Raw genomic sequence first — 23,310 nt, forward strand, 5'->3', positions numbered from 1 at the left:
AATACGCGGGGCGTCGTTGCGCTTGCTCCATGCGCTGCTCGCGCCGCCCATCATGTTTTTTCGCTTCATTGTGCACCCGATGCCGGCGCCGCTGCCGACGCGCCGGCAGTGTCCGACGCACCGGCCGGTTCGCTGCCTGCTGCTGCCGCATCGCTCGCACCTGCCGCGCCGCTCGCGGCCGACTCGCTCGCCCCCGCAGCGCCGCCCGCACCGCCGGCCAGGTGATCGCCGCCTTCCGGAAGCTTGCCGTTACGCGCATCGGCAACCTGCTTCGGCTGCAGGATGTCGCCCGTGTGGTTGCCCCACGAGTTGCGCTCGAAGGTGATGACCGATGCGATCTCGACGTCGTTCAGCGTCGGCGCCCACGACGGCATCGCGTTCTTGCCCTTCAGCACGATGCTCACGTGCTGCGCGATCGGACCGTTGACGATCTTGCTGCCGTCGAGCGCCGGAAACTGGCCCGCGCCCTTGCCCGTCGGCTGGTGGCACACCGCGCAGTTCGCCGCATAGACTTTCGCGCCGCGCTCGGTCAGTTCGGCGAGCGTGTACGTACGGTTCGGATCGTCGGCGCCGGCCGCCATTTTCTTCTTCTCGGCGTCGACCCACTTTGCGTAGTCATCGTCGGACAGCACGGTGACGACGACCGGCATGAATGCGTGTTCCTTGCCGCACAGCTCGGTACAGAAACCGCGGAACGTGCCGACCTTGTCGGCCTTGAACCACGTATCGCGCACGAAACCGGGAATCGCGTCCTGCTTCACGCCGAACGCAGGCACATACCACGAGTGCACGACGTCGTTGGCGGTGGTGATGATGCGGATTTTCTTGTTGACAGGAACGACGAGCGGATTGTCGACTTCCTGCAGGTAGGTATCGCTGATCGGCTCACGGCCGTCTACCTCGGCACGCGGGGTGGAGAGCGTGGACAGGAAGCTGATGCCTTCGCCCGGGCCCTTCACGTAGTCGTAACCCCACTTCCACTGATAGCCCGTGACCTTGACCGTCAGGTCGGCGTTGCTCGTGTCCTTCATCGCAACCACGGTCTTCGTGGCGGGCAGCGCCATCAGCACGACGATGATGAACGGAACGACCGTCCAGATGATTTCCACGGTCGTGCTTTCGTGGAAATTGGCAGCCTTGTGGCCTTTCGACTTACGGTGCATGAACACCGAGTAAAACATCACGCCGAACACGCCGACGAAGATCACCGTACAGAGGACCAGCATGGACATGTGGAGGCTGTAGAGCTCTGCAGCGATCTTCGTCACCGGCGGCTGGAAATTGATCTCGTTCACGCGGGGACCGCCGGGACTGTCGCCGACTGCAAGGGCGGCACCGGCGAACAGCAGCCCGCTACCCGCCAGCACGCCCATCAGGGCTCGCTTGATTGTTTTCATAGCTTCCTTACCCAAAATTTCCATTCAAACCCTCGACCCCGCAGGAAGGTGTTCCGCGCTCCCCTCAATGGCGCGGTCAGTGTTCGTCCGATTGCGTCCGATGCTTACCGGCGCGCACGCTGATGCTGCGGCGCGCATGCCTCGCTAATCGTTCGCCGACACCCGTCACGTCAACACTGTCTGAGCCACCTGCGCAATTCGTTCGCAAATTCCGCGCGCCGATACTGCGCAAGATGCTGCCCAATCATGATCGTCTCGCCACGCGAGACCAGCTTGATCCGGTCGCGCGGCGTCGCTCCCGTTTCGACCCGCACCCAGCGCGGATTGAACTCGAACTGCGTGACATCTTCGGCGCTGACCTGTTCGATGACAAGCCGGTTCGGATAGAGCCTGATGCGCTCGTAATCGACCGCGTGCCGCGCATACACCGCAAAAGCAACGCCGACCGCCAACAACTCGATGCCGGTAAACGGCAACACCAGCCATGCGCCACACAACACCAGCAGGAAAGCGATGAACAGCGAGAACGACGCGAGCGACATATAAAACCACACGAACTGCCGCGGCGAGACCGCGCAGTTGCGCTTCATCAGCCAGTCTTTTACGACCGGTTCAGAACCCGTCAGCAGATTGGTTGCTTCCATCGCTGCCTCCCGCGTACTGCCCGCCGCCGATTACCGCTCGACCCTGGCGCTGCTGCCATGCCGCTCGCTTGCCTCTGACCGCCGGCCGTATCAAGACAACCCCGGCAACCCCGGGGCGCACCCCGAGATGCACGCCGGTACAAACCCCAGTGCCCAATCCGTTGCGCCTGCCGCTCAAATGTGGGAACCCCGGGCGACAAACTGACGCATTATAGGCGCGTTCTATGGCATCCACAAGCAAGCGTCTATCGGCCTGTAAGCCATGTGCGACAAGCCTCTGCGCCGATTTGCCGCACCTTGCCCAGGGGTCTTCGCGAGGCTGATTCCCGACATAACGGATGCGCGCGTTGCCGCCTTTCGCATCATTTTCGTCAACGGTTCTTCGATGGACCGCGTCCGATGTCCTCGATCCGTACGATGCCGTGCCCTTCAGCGGTCGTGCGCGGCACCGCCTTCCACGCATGGCCGTAAATCACTTCGAACGTAAGCGGGATCGTGCCGTCCGCGCGGCGGCGCGCTTCAAGCGCGGCCAGCAGCGCGTGGTGCAGGCGCCGCGCGGATATGCCCGAAGTCGCTGCCGTGCGTTCGAACGGATAAGCGCCCCAGCGGCGCACGTCCGTCAATAACGACTGCGGCGATTTATAGGTAATCGTCAGCGTTTCCTGGTCCATCACGGGAATCTCGAAGCCGCTCTCGACGAGCATGTCGCCGAGATCGTGCATGTCGACGAAGTCGATCACGTGCGCGCGCGACGAACCGCCGTGCGCCGCTTCGACCTCGGCATACGCGCCGCGCAATTCCTTCAGGCTGTCCGGGCCGAGCGTGCTGAACATCAACAGGCCACCCACTTTCAACACACGCTGCCATTCGGGGAAAACGAGATCGGGTCGCGAATGCCAATGCAGCGCGAGGTTGGACCAGACCAGCTCGAACGCGCCTGCGCTAAACGGCAGCGCGGCGAAGTCCGCCTGCGCGAAGCGTGGACCGCGCGCGCCGAGCGCCTTGCCGAGCGCGGCAGGCAGGAAGCGCCGCCAGCTCGTGTCGCCGACGTCGTGATGCACCGCGCGCGAAAGCATCTGCCACGACAGATCCGCGCCGAAGACCGGCGCCTCGGGAAAACGCTGACGCAGCACCGGCAGATCGTCGCCCGCGCCGCAGCCCGCGTCGAGCACGTGCGCTGGCGTCACCTTGATGTAGTCGAGCCGCTCGCGCATGCGCTGCGCGATTTCGCGCGGCAGGAACGCGACCTCGCCGAAGGTCGCGGCACGGCGATCGAAAATGCGCCTCAGGCGTCGCGAATCATAGGCCGGACGGCCAGTGTGGCTCGAAGAGGGGGGCATGAGTGTCGTACTGACGAAGAGTGCGAAGTATACTCGCTCGCTTCCATCCGTTCAGCGCCAGCGCCTCGCGGGCGCTCATCAGGCGCTTATCAGGCGGTTACCATCGCCTACCAGGCACTTTGGCATCCGTCGAAGCGCGTAGCCTTCGTATGCAGTCGAGCCCATGCAGTCGAGCACTTTTCTCCGGCAGTCGTCAGCCATGATTCGTCGGACTTTGCATTGCGCAAAGTCGATCGACGGTGCGCGGCCGTTCTTGTCGCGGCTCGCTGGCGTCGCACGATCGGCCGCGCGATGGTTGAAACGGAGCGGGTCGAAGGTCGCACCTCGCATCCTGCAGTTCGCGCTGCCCAATCTGTGCGCGTTGTGCGGCAATATGTCGCATAAAACGTTGTGTGCTGGTTGCGACGCAGCGTACTGGAACGAAGCGCGTCTGCGCTGCACGGCTTGTGCGTTTCCGCTAGCCACAGGCTCACGGAGCCGCACCGGCGTCGCGCGCTATCGATGCGCGACCTGCCGGGCCGAGCCGCCGCCATTCGATGCGACGTTCGCGCTCGCCGATTACCGTGCGCCACTCGATGCGCTTGCGCTAGGTCTCAAGTTTCGCGCGCGTCTGATGCTTGCACGCGAATTTGCGTCGCGCCTTGCGACGCTCGCCGACGATGCACTCGATGGCGCGCAGCGGCCCGACGTCGTCGCGCCGGTTCCGCTCGCGCACAAGCGGCTCGTCGAACGCGGCTACAACCAGGCGTGGGAAATCGCGCGGCCGTTCGCTAACGCGTTGCGCGTACCGGTGGACGCGACGTTGATTCGCCGCATCGTCGAGACCGCGCCGCAATCGCGGCTCGATCTGAACGCGCGCCGGCAAAACGTCGGGCGAGCGTTTGCGCTGACCAGACCCGTGACGGGCCTGCACGTTGCGCTCGTCGACGATGTGATGACGACCGGCGCCACGCTCGAAGCGCTCGCTCATATGCTGAAAACGGCCGGCGCGCGCCGCGTGACGAATTTCGTCGTGTTCCGTACGCCGAAACACTAGCCCTCTAAATTCGCTGACCATGTTCAACGTCGTACTCGTCGAGCCGGAAATCCCGCCGAACACCGGCAATGTCATCCGCCTGTGTGCCAACACCGGCGCACGGCTGCATCTGATCGAGCCGCTCGGCTTCCCGCTCGACGACGCGAAAATGCGTCGCGCGGGTCTCGACTATCACGAATACGCGCAGATGCATGTGCATCGCGACTGGGATGCACTGGTTGCCGCCGAAGCCCCGAACCCAGCGCGAATGTTCGCGTTCACGACGCGCGGCTCGAGTCCGTTCCACTCGCACGCGTTCGTCCCGGGCGACTGGTTCGTATTCGGCGCGGAGACGCGCGGGCTGTCCGATGCGGTATTGAGCCGCTTCGACGCCGCGCAGCGCGTGCGCTTGCCGATGCGGCCGGGCAACCGCAGTCTCAATCTGTCGAATACAGTGGCCGTGGTCGTGTTCGAGGCGTGGCGTCAGGCCGGCTTCGAAGGCGGCGCCTGATCGCGCCGCGTCGCGAGCTCCGCATCGAGCCTCGCTTCATAACGGCGAAACATCGCGTCGTCGAAGCATGCGAAGACCACGCGCTCGATGCTGCGCGCATGCGGCAGCGTATCGATAACGGTCGACACGGCGATGTGTACGGCGGCGTCCGGTGGATAGCGGTAAACGCCGCAGCTGATTGCCGGAAAAGCGATGCCTTTGAGGCGCGCGTGTTGCGCGAGTTCGAGCGAGCGCCGGTAGCAGGACACGAGAAGTTCGGCCTCGCCCCGGCCGCCGCCATGCCACACGGGCCCGACCGCGTGAATGACATGTTTGGCCGGCAGCTTGTAGCCGCGCGTGATCTTTGCGTCGCCGGTCGCGCAGCCGTTCAGCGTTTCGCATTCGCGTAACAGCTCGCGGCCCGCCGCGCGATGAATTGCGCCGTCGACGCCGCCCCCGCCCAGCAACGACGTATTCGCCGCGTTGACGATGGCATCGACGTCGAGCGTCGTGATGTCGACGACTCGCGCTTCGAGCGTGCAATGATCGATGGTGAGCATGGGTACCTCCGTCCCGAGGTTGCTCGCGGCGTAGCCGTATGCGGCGTACGCGGCACGCCCGCCGCCGCTACTCCGCTTTCGCGTCGCGGCGCAACAATGCGCTGACCGCGTCACGCGGCGCCACTGCATCGAACAGCACCGCACACACGGCCTGCGTGATCGGCATGTCGATCGCGTGCGCGCGCGCGATCGAAAGCACCGCTTGCGCGCAGCGCACGCCTTCGGCCACATGACCGAGTGCGCCGAGAATATCGGCCAGCGAGCGGCCCGACGCGAGTTGCATGCCGACCGTGCGATTGCGCGACAAATCGCCGGTCGCCGTCAGGATCAGATCGCCGAGGCCCGTGAGGCCCGTGAACGTTTCCGCACGACCGCCAAGCGTCACGCCAAGGCGCGTCATTTCAGCGAGCCCGCGCGTGATCAATGCGGCGCGCGCGTTGAGCCCGAGGCCCAATCCGTCGGCAATGCCGGTTGCGATCGCGAGCACGTTCTTCACCGCGCCGCCCACTTCGACGCCGACTACGTCGTCGCCGGTATAGATGCGCATCGCGCCATGGTGAAACGCGGCAAGCGTGCGTTCGCGACACCTGGCCGACGCGCTCGCCACCGTCAATGCGACCGGCAGGTTCTGAGCGACTTCGCGCGCAAAACTCGGTCCCGACAGCACGCCGTTGCCCGGATGGCCGGCCAGTTCCTGTGCGACGACCTGATGCGGCATCAATTGCGTATCGGCTTCGAAGCCTTTGCACAGCCACACGACGTTCGCAGGCACGCGCTGCGCGTCGTGCATCGCGCGAAGCAACGCCCGCAAGCCCGCGACGGGCGTCGCAACGACGCAGAGCGCGTCGTCGGCAAGCGCGTGATCGAGCGCCGCGGACAGACCGGCTTCGTAACGAAGCGCCGCAGGCAAAGCAACGCCCGCCAGATAGCGAGCGTTCTGATGCGTCGAGGCAAGCTCGGCAACAAGCGCGCCATCGCGCGCCCACAGCACCGTGTCGTGCCGCGTCGCCAGATGCCCGGCGAGCGCGGTGCCCCATGCGCCGGCGCCCAGTACAGCGACCTTCATGGCCGGCACCGTGCGGGGCGCGTCAGTGCGTTGCGCCGCTTTGCGCGCCGCCGTTTTGCGAGGCGATTTGCGCGAGACGCTGCTCATAGAGCGCCTGGAAGTTGATTTCGGCGAGATGGATCGGCGGGAAACCGGCGCGCGTGATCGCGTCGGCGATGTTCGAACGCAGGTACGGGAACAGAATAGTCGGACATGCGATGCCGACGAGCGGATCGATCTGCTCGGCCGGGATGTTCCGGATGTCGAAAATGCCCGCTTGCTTCGCTTCGATCAGGAACGCGACTTTGTCGTTGACCTTCGCGGTGACGGTGCCGGTAACGAGAATTTCGAACACGGTGTCGGCGAGTCGCTCGGCCTTCACGTCGACTTCGACTTCGACCGACGGCATTTCCTGCTCGAGAAAGATCGCCGGCGAATTCGGCTGCTCGAGCGACATGTCCTTCAGATAAATGCGCTGGATGTTGAAGAACGGCTGGTTGTTCTCGTCGGACATGATTCGGTACTCCCTCGTGGTACGTTGCGGCGGGCTTTGGCGGCCCGCCGGATTATAAGTTCGCTAGTTTCTACACTGCGCCGGGGCGGAGCGTATGCGCGCTCGCGTTCGGGCCACATTCGCATGACGTCGAAGTGACGCCGGCTCGGGCGCTCGAACGGGCGTGGCAGCGGTTGGAGCCCCTGGCGAAGGCAGCGGCGGCCGAACCCGTCCGTTGAAGCCAGCCAGCGGTTGAGCCAAATGGTTGCGTCGGACGGTCGCGCCAGACGGTCGAGCCGACCCCGCGCCGATACGTTCGAAGCATCCGCTTCGCCGACAGAGCCCCCATAAAGTGCGGGCAGCGCGACCGGCGGCGCAGGCCGATGCCCGAAAACGCTCAGACCACTTCTTCGAGCAGCGGCATCAGACCGCCTGCGCGATCGAGCGCGGACAGATCATCGTACCCGCCGACATGTGTTTCGCCGATGAAAACCTGCGGCACCGTGCGGCGCCCCGTGCGGGTCATCATTTCCTGGCGACGCGCCGGATCCTTGTCGATCAGCACCTTCTCGATCTGGTCGACGCCGCGCGACTTCAGCAGCCGCTCGGCCATCTGGCAATACGGGCACACTTGCGTGCTGTACATGATCACTTTGTTCACTTCGCTGCTCCTTGTTTGACGACCGGCATGCCCGCTTGCTGCCAGGCGTTCACGCCGCCTTCGAGCACATGCACTTCGGCATAGCCTGCGTCCCGCACGATACGTGCGGCCTTGTTCGAATGCTGACCGGTCTGGCACACCAGCAGCACCGGGTTGCTCTTGTTCTTCACGAGCTGCCCGACCTTTGCCTGCAATTCCGCAAGCTCCACGTGGCGCGCCGACGGCAAATGGCCTTTGGCGAACTCCGCTGCGGGGCGCAGGTCGACCACCACGGCATTGCGACGGTTGATGAGCTGCGTCGCTTGCGCCGCGGACAGGCCGCCGCGGCCGCGGCGAGCGATCATCGGCCACAGGAGCAATGCTCCGGAGATGAGGGCGGCCGCAATCAGGACAAGGTTCGAGTAGTCGGTGAAAAACGTCACGGAATATTTGCCGGAAAAGTAAGAAACGGTGAGAAATAAAAAAGGGCAATCCGGCCATTATAAAATAACCGCCTGTCTCGATGGCGACCGCATAGAATGTGCCGCGGCCCGCGCCTCGCACACCGCTTCCTTACTACCGACCGGCAAGACCATGTACAAACTCGTTCTCATCCGCCACGGCGAATCGACGTGGAACAAGGAAAACCGCTTCACGGGCTGGGTCGACGTCGACCTGACCGAGCAGGGCGTTCGCGAGGCAAAACAGGCGGGCGACCTGCTCAAGGACGCCGGCTACACCTTCGATATCGCGTACACGTCGGTGCTCAAGCGCGCGATCCGCACGCTGTGGCACGTTCAGGACCAGATGGATCTGATGTACCTGCCCGTGGTCCATTCGTGGCGGCTCAACGAGCGCCATTACGGCGCGCTCTCCGGCCTGAACAAGGCCGAGACGGCCCAGAAGTACGGCGACGAACAGGTGCTGATCTGGCGCCGCAGCTACGACACGCCGCCGCCCGCGCTCGATCCGTCCGATTCGCGCGCGCCGTTCGACGACCCGCGCTATGCGAAGGTGCCGCGCGAACAGTTGCCGCTGACCGAGTGCCTGAAGGATACGGTTGCGCGCGTGATGCCGATCTGGAATGAATCGATCGCCCCGGCCATTAAATCGGGCCGCAACGTGCTGATCGCCGCGCACGGCAACTCGATTCGCGCGCTGGTCAAATATCTGGACGAAATCTCGGACAAGGATATTGTCGGATTGAACATTCCGAACGGCGTGCCGCTCGTCTACGAACTCGACGAAGCGCTGAAGCCGATCAAACACTACTATCTGGGAGATCCGGAAGCGATCGCGAAGGCGCAGGCGGCCGTCGCCAATCAGGGCAAGGCGGGCTGATCGAGCGGAAACGGCGCGCGGCGGGGCGCGGGCGGGATCTGCGCGGCAGGAACGCTGCTTCGAGCCCCGCGCTTCAGACCGTGTTATTCAGATGGCCGCTTCAAGTTGGCTTTAAGACGGCTTTAAGCGCGCTCGCCTATAAACACGCTAGCCGCCACGCCGTATCGACGCACCGCCGCGTGTCGGTTAGCGCACATACACTATGCGCTGCCGCCCGCGACGATCCGAAGAACCTCGCTGTACTGACCTTGTCGAAAAACCGGTCGGCCGCCCAAACGGCCGTCCCGGCGTCGAGAAGTTATACTTGTCCGTCCTTACCCTTCACGCTGCCACGCGCTTCCGACCGCAACAGACTCTATGCGAAAGAACCTGAAAACTATCGGCCTGATCGCCGCGGGCCTTGCTACCGGCGTTTTTGCTACCTTGCAACTTTCCGCCTCGGCCCAGCAAACGCCCGTCCCCGCGTCCAGTCCCCTGCCGCTCGACCAGTTGCGGCTCTTCGCCGAAGTCTTCGGTCAGATCAAGCATGAATATGTCGAACCCGTCGACGATAAAAAGCTGCTGACGGCCGCGATCAAGGGCATGGTGTCGAGCCTCGATCCGCACTCGTCGTATCTCGACAAGACCGACTACGAAGAGCTGCAGGAACAGACCAAGGGCCGTTTCGCGGGTCTCGGCATCGAGATTTCGCAGGAAGACGGCCTGATCAAGGTGATCTCGCCGATCGAAGACACGCCGGCGTTCCGCGCCGGCATCCGTCCGGGCGACCTGATCACGCGCATCAACGACAAACCCGTGCGCGGCATGACGCTCGACAAGGCTGTCAAGCAGATGCGCGGCGACCCGGGCACCAAGGTCACGCTCACTATCTTCCGCAAGACCGACGACCGCACCTTCCCGCTGACGGTTACGCGCGCGATCATCAAGGTGAAGAGCGTGAAGTCGAAGATTCTCGCGCCGGGCTACGCCTACATCCGTATTACGAGCTTCCAGGAACGGACGGTGCCGGATCTCGCCGCCGCGCTGCAGGACATCGCGCGCCAGCAGCCGAACCTGAAGGGCCTGATTCTCGATCTGCGCAACAACGGGGGTGGGCTGCTGCAAAGCGCGGTCGGCGTCGCGGGCGCGTTCCTGCCGCCCGATTCGGTCGTCGTTTCTACGAACGGCCAGATTCCGGATTCGAAGCAGGTCTATCGCGACACCTACGATAATTACCGCCTGTCGTCGTTCGACGGCGATCCGCTGAAAGGTCTGCCGCCGATCTTCAAGACGGTGCCGATGATCGTGCTGACCAATGCGTATTCGGCTTCGGCGTCGGAAATCGTCGCCGGCGCGCTGCAGGATCAGCATCGCGCGCTGATCGTCGGCAAGACGACGTTCGGCAAGGGTTCGGTGCAAACCGTGCGGCCGATGACGGCCGACACGGCGCTGCGTCTGACCACGGCGTACTACTACACGCCGAGCGGCCGTTCGATCCAGAACAAGGGCATTCGCCCCGATATCGCGGTCGATCAATACGCCGACGGCGATCCGGACGACGCACTCGTCACGCGTGAAGTCGATTATTCGAATCACCTGGCGAACACGCAGGATCCGAACGAGAAGAAGGAGCAGGAAGAGCGCGAACAGGAACGCATGGATCAGTTGCGTCTGCTCGAAGAGCAAAACGATAAGAAGACGGCGGAACAGCGTCAGAAAGATCGTGATCGCAAGCCGGTCGAGTTCGGTTCGAACGATGACTTCATGCTGCAACAGGGGCTCAACAAGCTCGAAGGCAAGCCTGTCGTGGAATCGAAGTCGCTCATGGAGCGCCGTCTCGCGCAGAACAAGCCGGCGCAATCGGCTTCGGCGCCGGTCGCGGTGAAGCCGGCGCTGCCGGTCACGCCGGGCGCGTCGGGCCCGGGTGCTGCGGCGCCCGCGCCGGCGTCGGCGGGTGCGACGTCGAGCAGCAGCAAGTAACGGTTGAACCACGGGTCTTCGCGGCTGGCTGCATGTCGCGAAGACCCGAACGCGTTTGAAACCGTGCTTCCCGAGTCCGAATCCGCAAGTCCCTACTCGAAGTCCTGATTTCGCGCGCGGCTAGAATAAGATCATTGCCGCTGTCCGCCGTGCCGTCGCGCGGCGGCTTCGTAACGCGATAACGCGACGCGCCCCGCCATGAACGACGAACAACTGCTCCGCTATTCCCGCCATATCCTCGTCGACGAACTCGGCATCGAGGCGCAGCAGCGCTTTCTCGACGCGCACGCAATCGTCGTCGGCGCGGGTGGCTTGGGGTCGCCGGCCGCGATGTATCTGGCGGCGGCGGGCGTCGGGCAACTCACGCTCGTCGATGCCGATACGGTCGATCTGACTAACCTGCAGCGGCAGATTCTGCATGTGACCGCGTCGGTCGGCCGCAGGAAAGTCGAATCGGGACGCGACGCGATTGCACGCCTGAATCCCGATGTGAAAGTGCACGCGGTGACCGAGCGGGTCGACGATGCATGGCTCGCTCGGGCCGTGCCGTCGGCGACCGTCGTACTCGACTGCACCGACAACTTCGCAACGCGCCATGCGATCAATCGCGCGTGCGTCGCGCTCCGCGTACCGCTCGTCTCCGGCGCGGCATTACGCTTCGACGGGCAGATCAGCACGTTCGATCTGCGCGACGACGCGTCGCCGTGTTATGCGTGCGTGTTCCCGGAAGACCAGCCGTTCGAGGAAGTCGCGTGCTCGACGATGGGCGTGTTCTCGCCGACGGTCGGCATCATCGGCGCGATGCAGGCAGCCGAAGCGCTGCGCGTGATCGCGGGCATTGGCACGCCGCTCGTCGGCCGCCTGATGATGCTGGACTCGCTGCGCATGGAGTGGACGACGATGCGAATCGCGCGGCAACCCGATTGCGCGGTGTGCGGCGAGCGGCACGGCCGCGGCGTTGGGGACGGGGTTAAGTCCGGCGCCGACAGCGCTTCGCGCGGCACGGCTTAACAGCGCAGACTCAGGCGCCGCGCACCGCATATCGACAGGACCGCCGCCCCTCACCGCGTGACCGGCTCCTGCACCGCTCTCTTTACGCGAATAGCCCGGCCATCAGGCTTGCGCGAGGCGCTTCAGCGCCGCTTCGAGTTCGGCCGGCTCGAATGCCGCCAGCACGTCGGCTACCGGCTTTTCCAGCGCCTTCACGCTCGAGCGCAAGATCTCCTGCTTCACGAGCAGCAACTGGCTTGGATGCATCGAGAATTCAGTCAGCCCCATCCCGAGCAGAAGCCGCGTCAACGCCGGATCGCCGGCCATCTCGCCGCATACCGAAACCGGCACGCCCGCCCGCCTCGCCTCACGCAGCGTGAACGCGATCAGATGCAGCACGGCCGGATGCAGCGGGTCGTACAGGTGCGCGACCGCATTATCGGCGCGGTCGATCGCGAGCGTGTACTGGATCAGATCGTTCGTGCCGATCGACAGGAAATCGAGCCGCTTCAGAAAGAGCGGCAGCGCGATCGCCGCCGCCGGAATCTCGATCATTGCGCCGACGCGCACGTTCGGATCGTACGCAAGTCCCGCATCGTCGAGCTGATGCTTCGCCTCGCGAATCAGGTCGAGCGTCTGGTCGATCTCCTGCGCGTGCGCGAGCATCGGAATCAGAATCTTCACGCTGCCGAACGCCGACGCACGCAGAATGGCGCGCAATTGCGTGAGGAACATCTGCGGCTCGGACAGGCTCCAGCGAATCGCGCGCAGCCCGAGCGCGGGGTTCGGCGCGGTCTCGTAGCCGTCGCCGGTGCTGCCCATCGCTTCGAGCGGCTTATCGGCGCCGACGTCGATCGTGCGGATCGTCACGGGCATGCCGTTCATCAGTTCGACCGCACGGCGATACGCATCGAACTGCTCTTCCTCTTCGGGCAGCCGGCCGTCCTTCTGGTTCATGAACAGGAACTCGGTGCGGAACAGGCCCACGCCGGTCGCGCCCGCATCGATCGCCGCGCGCGCGTCGTCGGGCAATTCGATGTTCGCGCACAATTCGATGTTCGTGCCGCACAGTGTTTTGGTCGGCGAGAACTTGAGCCGCTGCAGTTTGCGCTGTTCGAGCGCCTTCTCGCTTTGACGGTACGAATATTCTTCGAGAACGATCGGCGCGGGATCGACGATCACGATGCCATGATCGCCATCGACAATGATCAGATCGTCCTGGCGAATCAGCGCGCTCGCCTGCTGCACGCCGACCGCAGCCGGAATGCCGAGACTGCGCGCAACGATCGCCGTATGCGACGTGCGGCCGCCGAGATCCGTGACGAAGCCCTGGAACGTCTGCGTCTTGAACTGCATCATGTCGGCGGGCGCAATGTCGTGCGCGACCACGATCATCTCGTCGCAGGCGCCGTGCGCGCCGTGCGCGAGATTCACCGATGCGCCCGCAAGCGCCTTCAGCACGCGCTCGACGACCTGCTCGATATCGGCTTTGCGCTCGCGCAGGTATTCGTCGTCGACTTCGTCGAAATGGCGCGACAGGCGCTCGAGCTGCTCGGTCAGCGCCCATTCGACGTTGTAGCGGCGCGTGCGGATCAGATCGAACGTTTCCTGCACGAGCATTGCGTCGTTCAGGATCATCGAGTGCACATCGATGAACGCGCCCATCTCGGTCGGCGCATCGGCGGCCAGGTCGGCGCGCAATGCGTTGAGTTCATCGGTGACGACGAGCTGGGCTGAGCGAAAGCGTTCGATCTCGCCTTCAATTTCGGCGGGTTCGATCAGATAGTGGTCGACGTCGAGTGCGGCCGGGGCGATCAGATAGGCCCGCCCGATGGCAATACCGCGTGACACGGGAATTCCATGCAGCGTGAAAGACACGCGCACCTCCTCTAGTTGTTTGATGCCGCGGCAAACCGCTGCAGTGCTCTCAGACCCCGCCCACGATTATAGATTCCGCGGCATCCCCGTGTGATGTGCGATGCAGCAGAAAAGCCGTCACACGGAACGCAATCATGCCGGCGAAAAGTCCGCACCGTTGCGCTCGGGCGGCGGCTGCGGTCCCACACCGCGCATGCCGCCGTTATGCCGGAAGAAAAACGCCGCGGGAACGACCGCGGCGTTTTCTCACATCGGGCACAACGCCGCAGCCTGCTATTGACCTTCGCCAAACTTGTCCGCGATCAGCTTCAGCAGCGCATCCATCGCTTCTTTTTCGTCGGTGCCCTCGGTCTCGATCAGCACGGTGCTGCCGATGCCCGCCGCAAGCATCATCACGCCCATGATGCTTTTCGCGTTGATGCGGCGGCCGTTGCGGCTCATCCAGATTTCGGACTGGAAGTTCGCGGCCAGTTGCGTCAGCTTGGCCGACGCGCGTGCGTGCAGGCCCAGCTTGTTCACGATTGTGGTTTCCTGTTGCAGCATCTGATGATCCGAAAAGCGGTTATTAAAGTTGTCGGTGCTGTTGTTGGTGCTGCTGGTAGCGTTGGCATTGCGTGCGCGAACGTCGTGCGACAGACAGCCTGCGGACGCCGCCGATCCTATCGGCCGCCTGCCTTGCCGCTCGCTTCGGTATTGGCCGCCACCCCCGCCTCGGCTTTCCCCTCCGCATTCGTATTCAGCTCGCAGTCGGGCGGCATCGCCGGAATGCAGTCCGCGTCGCTTGCGATCGGCGCGGCGGGCGGCGGCGTAGCGGGGCCAACCGCGTGGATGCCTTTCGTCGCACCCGCAAGTGCCTTGTCGACGAGCGTATCGAGCGGCGTAGCACGGTAGCACACGGCGCGCACGAGCATCGGCAGATTGACGCCCGCGACGACGCGCACGTTCGGTATCGCCGCGAGCCGGCCCGCGATATTCGAAGGCGTCGCGCCGAACATGTCGGTCATGACGAGCGCGCCGTTGTCTTCCTTCAGACGTTCGATCTCGCGATGCGCGAGCGCGACGATCTGTGCGGGATCGCAATCGGGCGTGACGTCGATCACGCCGATGCGGGCGGGCAAGCCGCCGTAAATATGCGCGACACACTCGCGTAACGCGGTGGCGAACGGAGCGTGCGCAATGATCAGAATGCCTGCCATGTCAGCCTTGCTGCAGAAAACGGCCCGCTGTCGTGACCCGGAAGTCGTGACCCGCAAGCGGCGGCCCGGTATCGAACCAGGCGCTGCCGCGGGCGCGCGGCGCTTTGCCCGCTGTTTCGTCGTAAGGGTCCGAACGTATGTCCAGGAAACCGAACGTCTGCGGTATCCACGCAGATCAGCGCGCGAGCGGGCATTGTAACAGCGTCATTTTCGCGCCTTCAGGCGATTCCCGCTCGCGACGCGCGCGCACTGCGGTGGGAAAGCACCGCGCCGAAACCACGCCTACCCGACCGCGCGCTCCAACGCATTGATGAACATGCCGGCGACGTCGAAGCCAGTCTGATCCATGATCTCGCGAAAGCACGTCGGGCTCGTCACATTGACTTCGGTGAGCCAGTCGCCGATCGCGTCGAGCCCGACCAGCAGAAGGCCGCGCGCGGCAAGCACGGGAGCGAGCGTTGCGGCGATCTCGCGATCGCGCGGCGTGAGCGGCCGTGCCACGCCAAGGCCGCCCGCGGCGAGGTTGCCGCGTACCTCGTTGCCTTGCGGAATGCGCGCGAGCGAATAAGGCACGGCCTCGCCGCCGATCAGCAGGATGCGCTTGTCGCCGTCCTTGATTTCGGGGATGAACTTCTGCGCCATCACCGTTCGCGCGCCATCGTGGCTCAGCATCTCGACGATCGAGCCGAGGTTCATGCCATCGGCCTTCACGCGGAACACGCCCATCCCGCCCATGCCGTCCAGCGGCTTGAGGATCACGTCGCCGTGCTCGGCGTGGAATCCGCGCAGGCGCGCCGCGTCGCGCGTCACGAGCGTCGGCGCGACGAACTGGGGAAACTCGCCGATCGCGAGTTTCTCCGAATGGTCGCGAATGGCCTGCGGCTTGTTGAAGATGCGCGCGCCCGCGCGTTCGGCGAGCTCGAGCAGCCACGTCGACGTCACGTACTCCATGTCGAACGGCGGATCCTTGCGCATCAGCACCGCGCCGAAGCTCGTCAGCGCGCGCGGCGCCGCGTCCTGCGCCGCGAACCACGGCTCGCGGTGGCTATCCGCTTCGTCGCCGACGATCTCGAAGCGCTGCGCGCTCGCTTCGACCGCCCCGCCCGTCCATGCCAGATGACGCGGCTCGCACGTGTAGAGCTTATGGCCGCGGCGCGCGGCCTCCGCCATCATCGCGTACGTCGTGTCCTTGTAGATCTTGAAACGGGAAAGCGGGTCGGCGATAAAAAGAATGTCCATGGAATACCTGGTGCAGCCACGCGGGCTCGCGTTGATTTCGTGACACGGAAATGGCCGGAAAGACGCGCGCTCGCCGGCACCCGCCCGGACGTCACTGAGACCCGGACCCGGACCTCGGACTTAGACCTGGATCGCTTCCGGATCGGTCCGCTCGAGTTCCAGCGATGCGGCAAGCAAACCCAGCCGCGCAACGACACCATACATGTAAAAGCGATTTGGCGGCGCCGCGCCCGGCTTTGCATGCGCATCGGGCAGCGCGGTGTGCTCGAAGCCGAGCGGCACGAAATGCATGCCGGGCGCGTTCAGGTTCTGGTCGCGCTCGCGGCTGCCGTGCGCGCGGTAGAAGCCGCCCACCACGTATCGGTCGATCATGTAGACGACCGGCTCCGCGACTTCCTCGCCGATGCGCTCGAACGTATAAACGCCCTCCTGCACGAGCATGTCGTGCACTTCGAGGCCTTCTTTCGTCGCCGCCATCTTCGTACGCTCGCGCTTGGTGAGCGCGGCCACTTCGGACGCGTCGTGCACCGTCATCACACTCATGCCGTACGTGCCCGCGTCGGACTTGATCACGACATACGGCTTTTCGGAGATACCGTACTCGCGATACTTCTTCGCAATCTTCTTCAGCACGCCGTCGATCGCATCCGCGAGCGCTTCCTCACCGGTGCGCGCTTCGAAGTCCACACCCTCGACGTGCGCGTAATAGGGGTTGATCATCCACGGGTCGATCTCGACCATCTTCGCGAATTTCTTCGCGACGTCGTCGTAGCACGAGAAATGCGTCGACTTGCGGCGCACGGCCCAGCCCGCATGCAACGGCGGCAACAGATATTGCTCGTGCAGATTCTCGAGCACGGGCGGAATGCCGCCCGACAGATCGTTGTTGATCAGGATCGAGCACGGATCGAAATTCTTCAGGCCGAGCCGGCGCTGCGAGCGCTCGAGCGGTTCGAGCACGATCTTCTGCCCGTCTGACAGCGCAATCGTGACGGGGCCGTGAATCGATTCATCGAGCGTGCCGAAGCGAACGTTCAGGCCTGCCTGCCGCATGATCGTCGCGAGCCGCGCGACGTTCTCGAGGTAAAACGCATTGCGCGTATGGCGCTCGGGAATGACGAGCAGGTTCTTCGCATCCGGACAGATCTTCTCGATCGATGCCATCGCGGCCTGGACCGCGAGCGGCAGCACTTCGACCGGCAGCGCGTTGAACGCACCCGGAAACAGGTTCGTATCGACCGGTGCGAGCTTGAAGCCGGCGTTGCGCAGGTCGACCGAGCAGTAGAACGGCGGCGTGTGCTCCTGCCATTCAAGCCGGAACCAGCGCTCGATAGCGGGAGTCGCGTCGAGGATCTTCCGCTCGAGATCGAGCAGCGGACCATTTAACGCCGTAACTAGATGCGGAACCATTGATCACTCGCAGACTGGAGAAGAAAGATTGTAGAGCAAATGCTAGGCCCATCTGGGGACGCTTTCTCCAATCGCAAGGCACAGGTGGAGCTATTCTTCCCATCGCGGAAAATGTGAGGAAAATCCTCTATTTACGAGATGGCGTGGAAAGAAAAAAGCCCGCCGAAGAGGCGGGCTAAGGTCGCTGCACTTACCAACCGGTCAGGTGGTTCTGGTCAAATCCGGGTTGAGATTCGTCTGTTGTTTTATTCGACGTGTTCGCCGTGCAGGATCACGTCGAGACCTTCGCGCTCTTCTTCTTCGGTCACGCGCAGGCCCATGACCATATCGATCACCTTCAGCAGGACAAAGCTGACCACGCCCGAATAGATGACGGTCGTCAGCACGCCCTTGACCTGCAGCATGACGCTTGCGTCGAGGCCGCTGATGTCCTTGACCGCGAACACGCCGGTCAGGATGGCGCCCACGATACCGCCGACGCAGTGCACGCCGAACGCGTCGAGCGAGTCGTCGTAGCCGAGCTTGTGCTTGAGCCACGTAGCCGACCAGAAGCAGATCACGCCTGCGACGAGGCCGATGATGAGCGCGCCGGCCACGCCGACGAAGCCCGATGCCGGCGTGATCGCGACCAGACCCGCCACCGCGCCCGACACGATGCCGAGCACCGACGGCTTACCCTTGGCGATCCACTCGGCGAACATCCAGCCCATTGCGGCCATCGCGGTGGCGATTTGCGTCGTCAGCATCGCGAAACCCGCGCGGCCGTCGGCGGCCACCGCCGAACCGGCGTTGAAGCCGAACCAGCCCACCCACAGCATCGAGCCGCCGATCATCGTCAGCACGAGGTTGTGCGGCGCCATCACGTCCTTGCCGTAGCCGGTGCGCTTGCCGAGCACGAGTGCGCAGACGAGCGCCGCGATACCCGCATTGATGTGCACGACCGTGCCGCCCGCGAAGTCGAGGATGCCCGCGCTAGCCAGCCAGCCGGTCGGTTCCCACACCATGTGCGCGATCGGCGAGTAGACGAGAATCGACCACAGCGTCATGAAGACGAGCATCGACGAGAACTTCATACGGTCCGCGAACGCACCGGTGATGAGCGCCGGCGTGATGATCGCGAAGGTCAGCTGGAAGCAGAAGTAGACCGATTCCGGAATCGTCGTCGCGAGGTGGCTCACGGTCAGCGTGGTTGCCTTGTCGCCCTTGATGTAGTTCATGCCCGACAGGAACACCCGCGAGAATCCGCCGATGAACGAGTTACCCGGCGTGAACGCGAGGCTGTAGCCGATCACGGTCCAGACCACCGTCACGAGACACGTGATCGCGAAGCTCTGCATCACGGTCGCGAGCACGTTCTTCTTGCGGACCATGCCGCCGTAGAAGAGCGCGAGGCCCGGAATCGTCATGAACAGCACGAGCGCGGTAGAGGTCAGCATCCAGGCGGTGTCGCCGGAGCTGATCTTCGACGAATCGACCGAGAACGGCGCGGTCGGTGCGGCAGGCGCTGCCGCGGCGGCAGCGGACGCGTCCGCGGGGGCGCTGGCGGCCGGCGCCGCGGAAGCATCCGCGGCCGGCGCGCTTGCGGTCGTATCGGGGGCCGATGCAGCGGCCGGTGCCGACGCGTCATCCGCGACGGCGTTGCCGATGCCGGCTGCGAGCAGCGAGCCGACCATCAGCAGGGACATCAAAAGTTTGCGCATTTCCGGTTTCCTCTTGTCACTGTTCTTCTAAAGGGCATCCGCGCCGGTCTCCCCGGTGCGAATCCGAATTACTTGTTCGATCGGCGTGACGAAGATCTTGCCGTCGCCGATCTTGCCGGTGCGTGCCGCGCGTTCGAGCGCTTCGATGGCCTGATCGACGATGTCGTCCGATACGGCCGCCTCGATCTTCACCTTGGGCAGAAAGTCGACTACGTACTCCGCGCCCCGATACAACTCCGTGTGTCCCTTCTGACGGCCGAAGCCCTTGACTTCCGTCACCGTGATCCCGGAGACGCCGATCGCCGACAGGGCTTCGCGCGCCTCATCGAGCTTGAACGGCTTGATGATTGCGGTAATCAGTTTCATGAAATCCCTCGCTGTAGTGACTCAACCCGTTGCGTGCTGCTTTCTAGTGCCTTTCGCCTGTCGGCGGCCACTCCAATGAAGCCGCGGGCCCGCGCGCCGATCGGCGTCCCGATTGATGCGCGGGCCAACAACAGCAGCTTCCATGCCATGCTGCATCGCAGAACGGGTAAAGTTCATGGCGCACAAGGCTCTCGCCGCGACCGGCGCGCAGACTCGTCCGAACGGCCAGCGTTGGCGGCCTACGGTGGCGCGGCGCGTTGATCGTTGTTAGAGTGTCCGCACGCATGCAGCACGGCTGTGCGCAGCGAATGTGCACCAGTCTCGCACATGCGGCGTGCTTTGCCGGCGCGGGATGCACCATCAACGAACATCGGCGCTCGCGAAGCACTGAGGTAACGACGTTTGCACATAATTTGTGCACAAGGGGAACGCAATGAGACAACCGAACGACATCTTCAACGATTTGCAGGCGCGCATGAGCGACCTGCTCAAAAATTCACCGGCCAAAGATGTCGAACGCAATGTGAGGGCGATGCTGGCCCAAGGGTTCTCGAAGCTCGATCTCGTCACGCGCGAGGAATTCGATACCCAAACCCAGGTGCTCGTGCGCACGCGTGCGCGGCTCGAAGAGCTCGAGCGGCGAGTCGCCGAACTCGAGCAGAAGCTGCCCGTTACCCAATCGTCCTGACTGAACCCCTCCTCAAGCTGCACTTCATCGGCAAGCGAGCCGTGACGTCATCAGCGTATTAATGGGAGTGCGCGGCCACGACCGCGCGTTCCGACGGGAGTAAACATGTCGCTTGCCGTGGTCAAGAGCCGCGCGCCGGCTGCTGGCCGCGCGCCTGAAGTCACCGTCGAGGTCCACCTCGCGAACGGTTTGCCTTCTTTCTCGATAGTGGGTTTGCCCGATCTCGAAGTGCGCGAAAGCCGCGAACGGGTGCGGGCCGCCTTGCAGAACTGCGGACTCGATTTCCCGGTCCGCCGAATTACCGTCAATCTCGCCCCCGCCGATTTGCCGAAGGAGTCCGGCCGCTTCGATCTGCCAATTGCGCTCGGCATACTCGCCGCGAGCGGACAGATTCCCGCCGAGTCGCTTGCACACCGGGAGTTCGCTGGCGAACTGTCTCTGACCGGCGCGCTGCGGCCGATGCGCGGCGCGTTCGCGATGGCGTGCGGCACCGCGCGCAGCGCCGCGTCGTTGGCCGCCACCGAAGGTAACGATGCCGCGCACCGCGTTCCCGAGCTGTATCTGCCTGCCGCGAGCGCGGCCGAAGCGGCGCTCGTGCCTGGGGTCGACGTATACGGCGCGGTGGATCTGCCGTCGCTGTGCGCGCATCTGGCGGGGGACGCCGACGCGCGGCTGTGGCCAGTCGCGACCCCGCCGGTGTCCGCTCAGACGTCGGCTGCTAGGCCGGACATGGCCGACGTGATCGGTCAGCGCGGCGCGCGCCGCGCACTCGAAGTCGCGGCGGCAGGCGGTCATCATGTGCTGATGGTCGGACCACCGGGCGCGGGCAAATCGATGCTCGCGGCGCGCCTGCCCGGCCTGCTGCCGCCGATGACCGACGACGAAGCGCTGACCTCGGCGGCACTGCTGTCGGCAAGCCTCTGCGGCTTCTCGCCGGCGCAATGGCGGCAACGGCCGTTCCGCGCGCCGCATCATTCGTCGAGCGCGGCGGCGCTGGTCGGCGGACGCAATCCGCCGCGGCCTGGAGAAATCACACTCGCGCATCTGGGCGTACTGTTTCTCGACGAATTGCCCGAATTCGATCGTCATGTGCTCGAAACGCTGCGTGAGCCGCTCGAAGCCGGGCGCATCACGATTTCACGCGCCGCCTGGCAGGCCGATTTTCCCGCCGCGTGCCAGCTGATAGCCGCCATGAACCCGTGTCCTTGCGGCTGGCGCGGCGACCCGAACGGCCGCTGCCGGTGCACTCCGGAAATTGCGGCGCGCTACATGCGCAAGCTGTCGGGCCCGCTTCTCGACCGCATCGACATCCAGATCGAAATTCCCGCGCTGTCGCCGGCGGAGCTTTCGGCGCGCGCCGCCGATAGCGGCGAGCCGAGCGCCACGATCGCCGCTCGCGTGCAGCAGGCGCGCGATCGCCAGATCACGCGCCAGGGCAAGACCAACCGCGAACTGGACGGACGCGAGGTCGACGAAGTGTGTCGCCCCGACAACGCGGGCGAGAGTCTGTTGCGCGAAGCGGGCGAGCGCTTCGGCTGGTCGGCGCGGGCCTATTACCGGGTGCTGAAAGTAGCGCGAACCATTGCGGACCTCGCCGGCGTCGAGACACCGAGTGCGTCCCAGATAGCGGAAGCCGTGCAGTACCGGCGCGTGTTCGCCTCAGCGTGATCTCAGCAAAAAACGCGTGTCAAGACTTGACTTATGCACACGAACCGCTCGCCGATACGTTTAGATACAACTGAAAGCGACTTGTGAGGCCGGCGTCAAAGTCCTTTGATTCTATTGAGTTTTATCGAGTGCCAACAATCAGGGCAAAATAACCCGAGGCCCGCTGGGCGGGCTTGTGCGGCCTACCGCGCATAGTTCTCAACAAAGATATCCACAAGTCCTGTGGGTAACCCGAAAACTTCATTGAAATCCATCGATTACAGACGCTAGCTACGAAGAAACTTTCACTCCGGGCGCTGCTCGGTCGGCGCCGTGCGGCGGAGCATTTACCGCTCTTAATACAGTTTGAACGACTGGAAGAACTGATCTAGCTGCTCCGGCGGCAACTCTTTTTTCGCGACGACAGCCGCCTGGTACACGTGCCGTCCCTTTGCGACAAGGCGCGCATGCATGATGCGCGCCTCTTTCTTCGGGCCGGCGGCGCCGCTGAATGTCACTTCGAGCCCCGGCACGTCGCCGCCGACCGCCAGTGGGATCATCGTCGCGTGCGCGTCGGGCGCCGCGCCCAGATTGCGTGCAAGGCCCGCGCGCAGGAACTCGAGCGCCGCACGTTGCGTATTGGGGTCGTCGTCGGGGAGTTGCACCGTGCCGATCGCGAACACCGCTCCGCCAGCTTCGGCGGTCTGCATGTCCATTTTCATCGGCGTGCCGTCGATGTCGATCTGCCGTTCGTCGAGGCTCGGCTTGGCGGGTAGATCGACAGTGTAGCCGTTGTCGTTATTCATGATCGTGCGCCAGTCGTAAGTCGGCGAGCATGCGGCGAACGCCGCGGCGCACACGGTCACCAACAGGGCGCGGCACCACGATGAACGCGCCAGCGGGCTACGCCGCGCGCCGCGACGCAGGAGCCATGCAGCAGACTGGGGACCGGAAGCACGGGGACGAAGGCGGGCAAGCGAAAGCGATCGGAAATTGACGCGAAACATGAATGACAGGACAGTCGAAATTGCGCTGAAAACCTCATTATCCGCCCGCACGGTCGGGACTGCCTCCTATACTGAATGAGGCTACAATGACAGCCGCGCGGCGCACTGCCCGCCCCTTTCGCGCACACGGTGCGCCCCAGAGATCCCGACTCATGAGCCAAGACACTGTTTCCCGACGCACCAGCCCGATTCAAGTCGGATCGTAGCCATGTCGTTCTGTGAGCCAAGGAGTTGGTAGAATGTTTTGTCTTCCTAAGACCGCTTG

At 64.1% G+C, this 23,310-nt stretch carries 22 protein-coding genes and 1 pseudogene; 7 read left to right on the forward strand and 16 right to left on the reverse strand.

The window, feature by feature from the left end; genetic code table 11:
* Nucleotides 1–77 precede the first annotated feature (77 nt).
* The 3 genes and pseudogenes from coxB to QYH69_RS28700 form a co-directional block, all read right to left on the reverse strand.
* Nucleotides 78–1,421: pseudogene (gene coxB / locus QYH69_RS28690) on the reverse strand (cytochrome c oxidase subunit II); the annotation flags it as partial.
* A gap of 146 nt (nucleotides 1,422–1,567) precedes the next feature.
* Nucleotides 1,568–2,041, reverse strand: coding sequence for a DUF2244 domain-containing protein (locus tag QYH69_RS28695; protein WP_308835078.1), 474 nt, complete (start codon nucleotides 2,039–2,041; stop codon nucleotides 1,568–1,570).
* A gap of 371 nt (nucleotides 2,042–2,412) precedes the next feature.
* Nucleotides 2,413–3,381 (reverse strand): methyltransferase domain-containing protein, encoded by a 969-nt coding sequence (locus QYH69_RS28700; RefSeq protein WP_308835079.1) that lies wholly within the window; start codon nucleotides 3,379–3,381, stop codon nucleotides 2,413–2,415.
* A gap of 373 nt (nucleotides 3,382–3,754) precedes the next feature.
* Here QYH69_RS28700 and QYH69_RS28705 point away from each other — a divergent pair, with 373 nt between their 5' ends.
* On the forward strand, nucleotides 3,755–4,417 hold the full coding sequence (locus QYH69_RS28705) for a ComF family protein (RefSeq protein WP_308835097.1): 663 nt from the start codon (nucleotides 3,755–3,757) through the stop codon (nucleotides 4,415–4,417).
* A 19-nt stretch (nucleotides 4,418–4,436) separates the two neighbouring features.
* Nucleotides 4,437–4,907: a tRNA (uridine(34)/cytosine(34)/5-carboxymethylaminomethyluridine(34)-2'-O)-methyltransferase TrmL gene (gene trmL, locus QYH69_RS28710; RefSeq protein WP_308835080.1), complete on the forward strand. Its 471-nt coding sequence runs from the start codon at nucleotides 4,437–4,439 to the stop codon at nucleotides 4,905–4,907.
* On the opposite strand, the gene QYH69_RS28715 is transcribed toward trmL, so the two are convergent.
* The 5 genes from QYH69_RS28715 to QYH69_RS28735 form a co-directional block, all read right to left on the reverse strand.
* Nucleotides 4,880–5,446 carry an O-acetyl-ADP-ribose deacetylase gene (locus QYH69_RS28715; protein WP_308835081.1) on the reverse strand — a complete coding sequence of 189 codons (567 nt, stop codon included), beginning with the start codon at nucleotides 5,444–5,446 and terminating at the stop codon, nucleotides 4,880–4,882. The genes trmL and QYH69_RS28715 overlap by 28 nt on opposite strands.
* 67 nt (nucleotides 5,447–5,513) lie before the next feature.
* On the reverse strand, nucleotides 5,514–6,512 hold the full coding sequence (locus tag QYH69_RS28720) for an NAD(P)H-dependent glycerol-3-phosphate dehydrogenase (protein WP_308835082.1): 999 nt from the start codon (nucleotides 6,510–6,512) through the stop codon (nucleotides 5,514–5,516).
* A 22-nt stretch (nucleotides 6,513–6,534) separates the two neighbouring features.
* Complete coding sequence (gene secB / locus QYH69_RS28725; RefSeq protein ID WP_219798121.1) at nucleotides 6,535–7,005, reverse strand: protein-export chaperone SecB; 471 nt, start codon at nucleotides 7,003–7,005, stop codon at nucleotides 6,535–6,537.
* 376 nt (nucleotides 7,006–7,381) lie between these two features.
* Entirely contained in the window at nucleotides 7,382–7,645 is a 264-nt protein-coding gene (gene grxC, locus QYH69_RS28730) for a glutaredoxin 3 (protein WP_308835083.1), read from the reverse strand.
* A complete protein-coding gene (locus QYH69_RS28735; protein ID WP_075155667.1) occupies nucleotides 7,642–8,067 on the reverse strand; it encodes a rhodanese-like domain-containing protein in 426 nt (141 codons plus the stop codon). The genes grxC and QYH69_RS28735 overlap by 4 nt, the downstream gene beginning before the upstream one ends.
* A gap of 151 nt (nucleotides 8,068–8,218) precedes the next feature.
* Here QYH69_RS28735 and gpmA point away from each other — a divergent pair, with 151 nt between their 5' ends.
* The 3 genes from gpmA (at nucleotide 8,219) to QYH69_RS28750 (ending at nucleotide 11,935) form a co-directional block, all read left to right on the forward strand.
* Nucleotides 8,219–8,965 (forward strand): 2,3-diphosphoglycerate-dependent phosphoglycerate mutase, encoded by a 747-nt coding sequence (gene gpmA, locus QYH69_RS28740; protein WP_308835084.1) that lies wholly within the window; start codon nucleotides 8,219–8,221, stop codon nucleotides 8,963–8,965.
* A 357-nt stretch (nucleotides 8,966–9,322) separates the two neighbouring features.
* Complete coding sequence (locus QYH69_RS28745; protein ID WP_308835085.1) at nucleotides 9,323–10,924, forward strand: S41 family peptidase; 1,602 nt, start codon at nucleotides 9,323–9,325, stop codon at nucleotides 10,922–10,924.
* 198 nt (nucleotides 10,925–11,122) lie between these two features.
* Nucleotides 11,123–11,935, forward strand: coding sequence for a molybdopterin-synthase adenylyltransferase MoeB (locus tag QYH69_RS28750; protein WP_308835086.1), 813 nt, complete (start codon nucleotides 11,123–11,125; stop codon nucleotides 11,933–11,935).
* Nucleotides 11,936–12,037: 102 nt separating this feature from the next.
* Here QYH69_RS28750 and ptsP read toward each other — a convergent pair whose 3' ends face one another.
* From ptsP to QYH69_RS28785, 7 genes are all read right to left on the reverse strand, one after another.
* Complete coding sequence (ptsP, locus tag QYH69_RS28755; RefSeq protein ID WP_308835087.1) at nucleotides 12,038–13,792, reverse strand: phosphoenolpyruvate--protein phosphotransferase; 1,755 nt, start codon at nucleotides 13,790–13,792, stop codon at nucleotides 12,038–12,040.
* A 273-nt stretch (nucleotides 13,793–14,065) separates the two neighbouring features.
* Nucleotides 14,066–14,335, reverse strand: coding sequence for an HPr family phosphocarrier protein (locus QYH69_RS28760; protein ID WP_308835088.1), 270 nt, complete (start codon nucleotides 14,333–14,335; stop codon nucleotides 14,066–14,068).
* Nucleotides 14,336–14,451: 116 nt separating this feature from the next.
* Nucleotides 14,452–14,988, reverse strand: coding sequence for a PTS mannose transporter subunit IIA (locus tag QYH69_RS28765; protein WP_308835089.1), 537 nt, complete (start codon nucleotides 14,986–14,988; stop codon nucleotides 14,452–14,454).
* 282 nt (nucleotides 14,989–15,270) lie between these two features.
* Nucleotides 15,271–16,227 carry a glutathione synthase gene (gene gshB / locus QYH69_RS28770; RefSeq protein WP_308835090.1) on the reverse strand — a complete coding sequence of 319 codons (957 nt, stop codon included), beginning with the start codon at nucleotides 16,225–16,227 and terminating at the stop codon, nucleotides 15,271–15,273.
* Nucleotides 16,228–16,347: 120 nt separating this feature from the next.
* Nucleotides 16,348–17,637 carry a glutamate--cysteine ligase gene (gene gshA, locus QYH69_RS28775; protein WP_075155659.1) on the reverse strand — a complete coding sequence of 430 codons (1,290 nt, stop codon included), beginning with the start codon at nucleotides 17,635–17,637 and terminating at the stop codon, nucleotides 16,348–16,350.
* Nucleotides 17,638–17,882: 245 nt separating this feature from the next.
* Entirely contained in the window at nucleotides 17,883–19,337 is a 1,455-nt protein-coding gene (locus QYH69_RS28780; RefSeq protein WP_075155658.1) for an ammonium transporter, read from the reverse strand.
* Nucleotides 19,338–19,364: 27 nt separating this feature from the next.
* A complete protein-coding gene (locus QYH69_RS28785) occupies nucleotides 19,365–19,703 on the reverse strand; it encodes a P-II family nitrogen regulator (protein ID WP_006048089.1) in 339 nt (112 codons plus the stop codon).
* A 433-nt stretch (nucleotides 19,704–20,136) separates the two neighbouring features.
* Here QYH69_RS28785 and QYH69_RS28790 point away from each other — a divergent pair, with 433 nt between their 5' ends.
* Entirely contained in the window at nucleotides 20,137–20,391 is a 255-nt protein-coding gene (locus tag QYH69_RS28790) for an accessory factor UbiK family protein (RefSeq protein WP_308835091.1), read from the forward strand.
* A 105-nt stretch (nucleotides 20,392–20,496) separates the two neighbouring features.
* Nucleotides 20,497–22,059 (forward strand): YifB family Mg chelatase-like AAA ATPase, encoded by a 1,563-nt coding sequence (locus QYH69_RS28795; RefSeq protein WP_308835092.1) that lies wholly within the window; start codon nucleotides 20,497–20,499, stop codon nucleotides 22,057–22,059.
* A gap of 335 nt (nucleotides 22,060–22,394) precedes the next feature.
* Here the strand turns inward: QYH69_RS28795 and QYH69_RS28800 are convergent, their stop codons facing one another.
* Nucleotides 22,395–22,844: a hypothetical protein gene (locus tag QYH69_RS28800; RefSeq protein ID WP_083615197.1), complete on the reverse strand. Its 450-nt coding sequence runs from the start codon at nucleotides 22,842–22,844 to the stop codon at nucleotides 22,395–22,397.
* Nucleotides 22,845–23,310: the final 466 nt, after the last annotated feature.

The organism is Paraburkholderia sp. SARCC-3016, assembly GCF_031119615.1.
Taxonomy (GTDB): domain Bacteria; phylum Pseudomonadota; class Gammaproteobacteria; order Burkholderiales; family Burkholderiaceae; genus Paraburkholderia.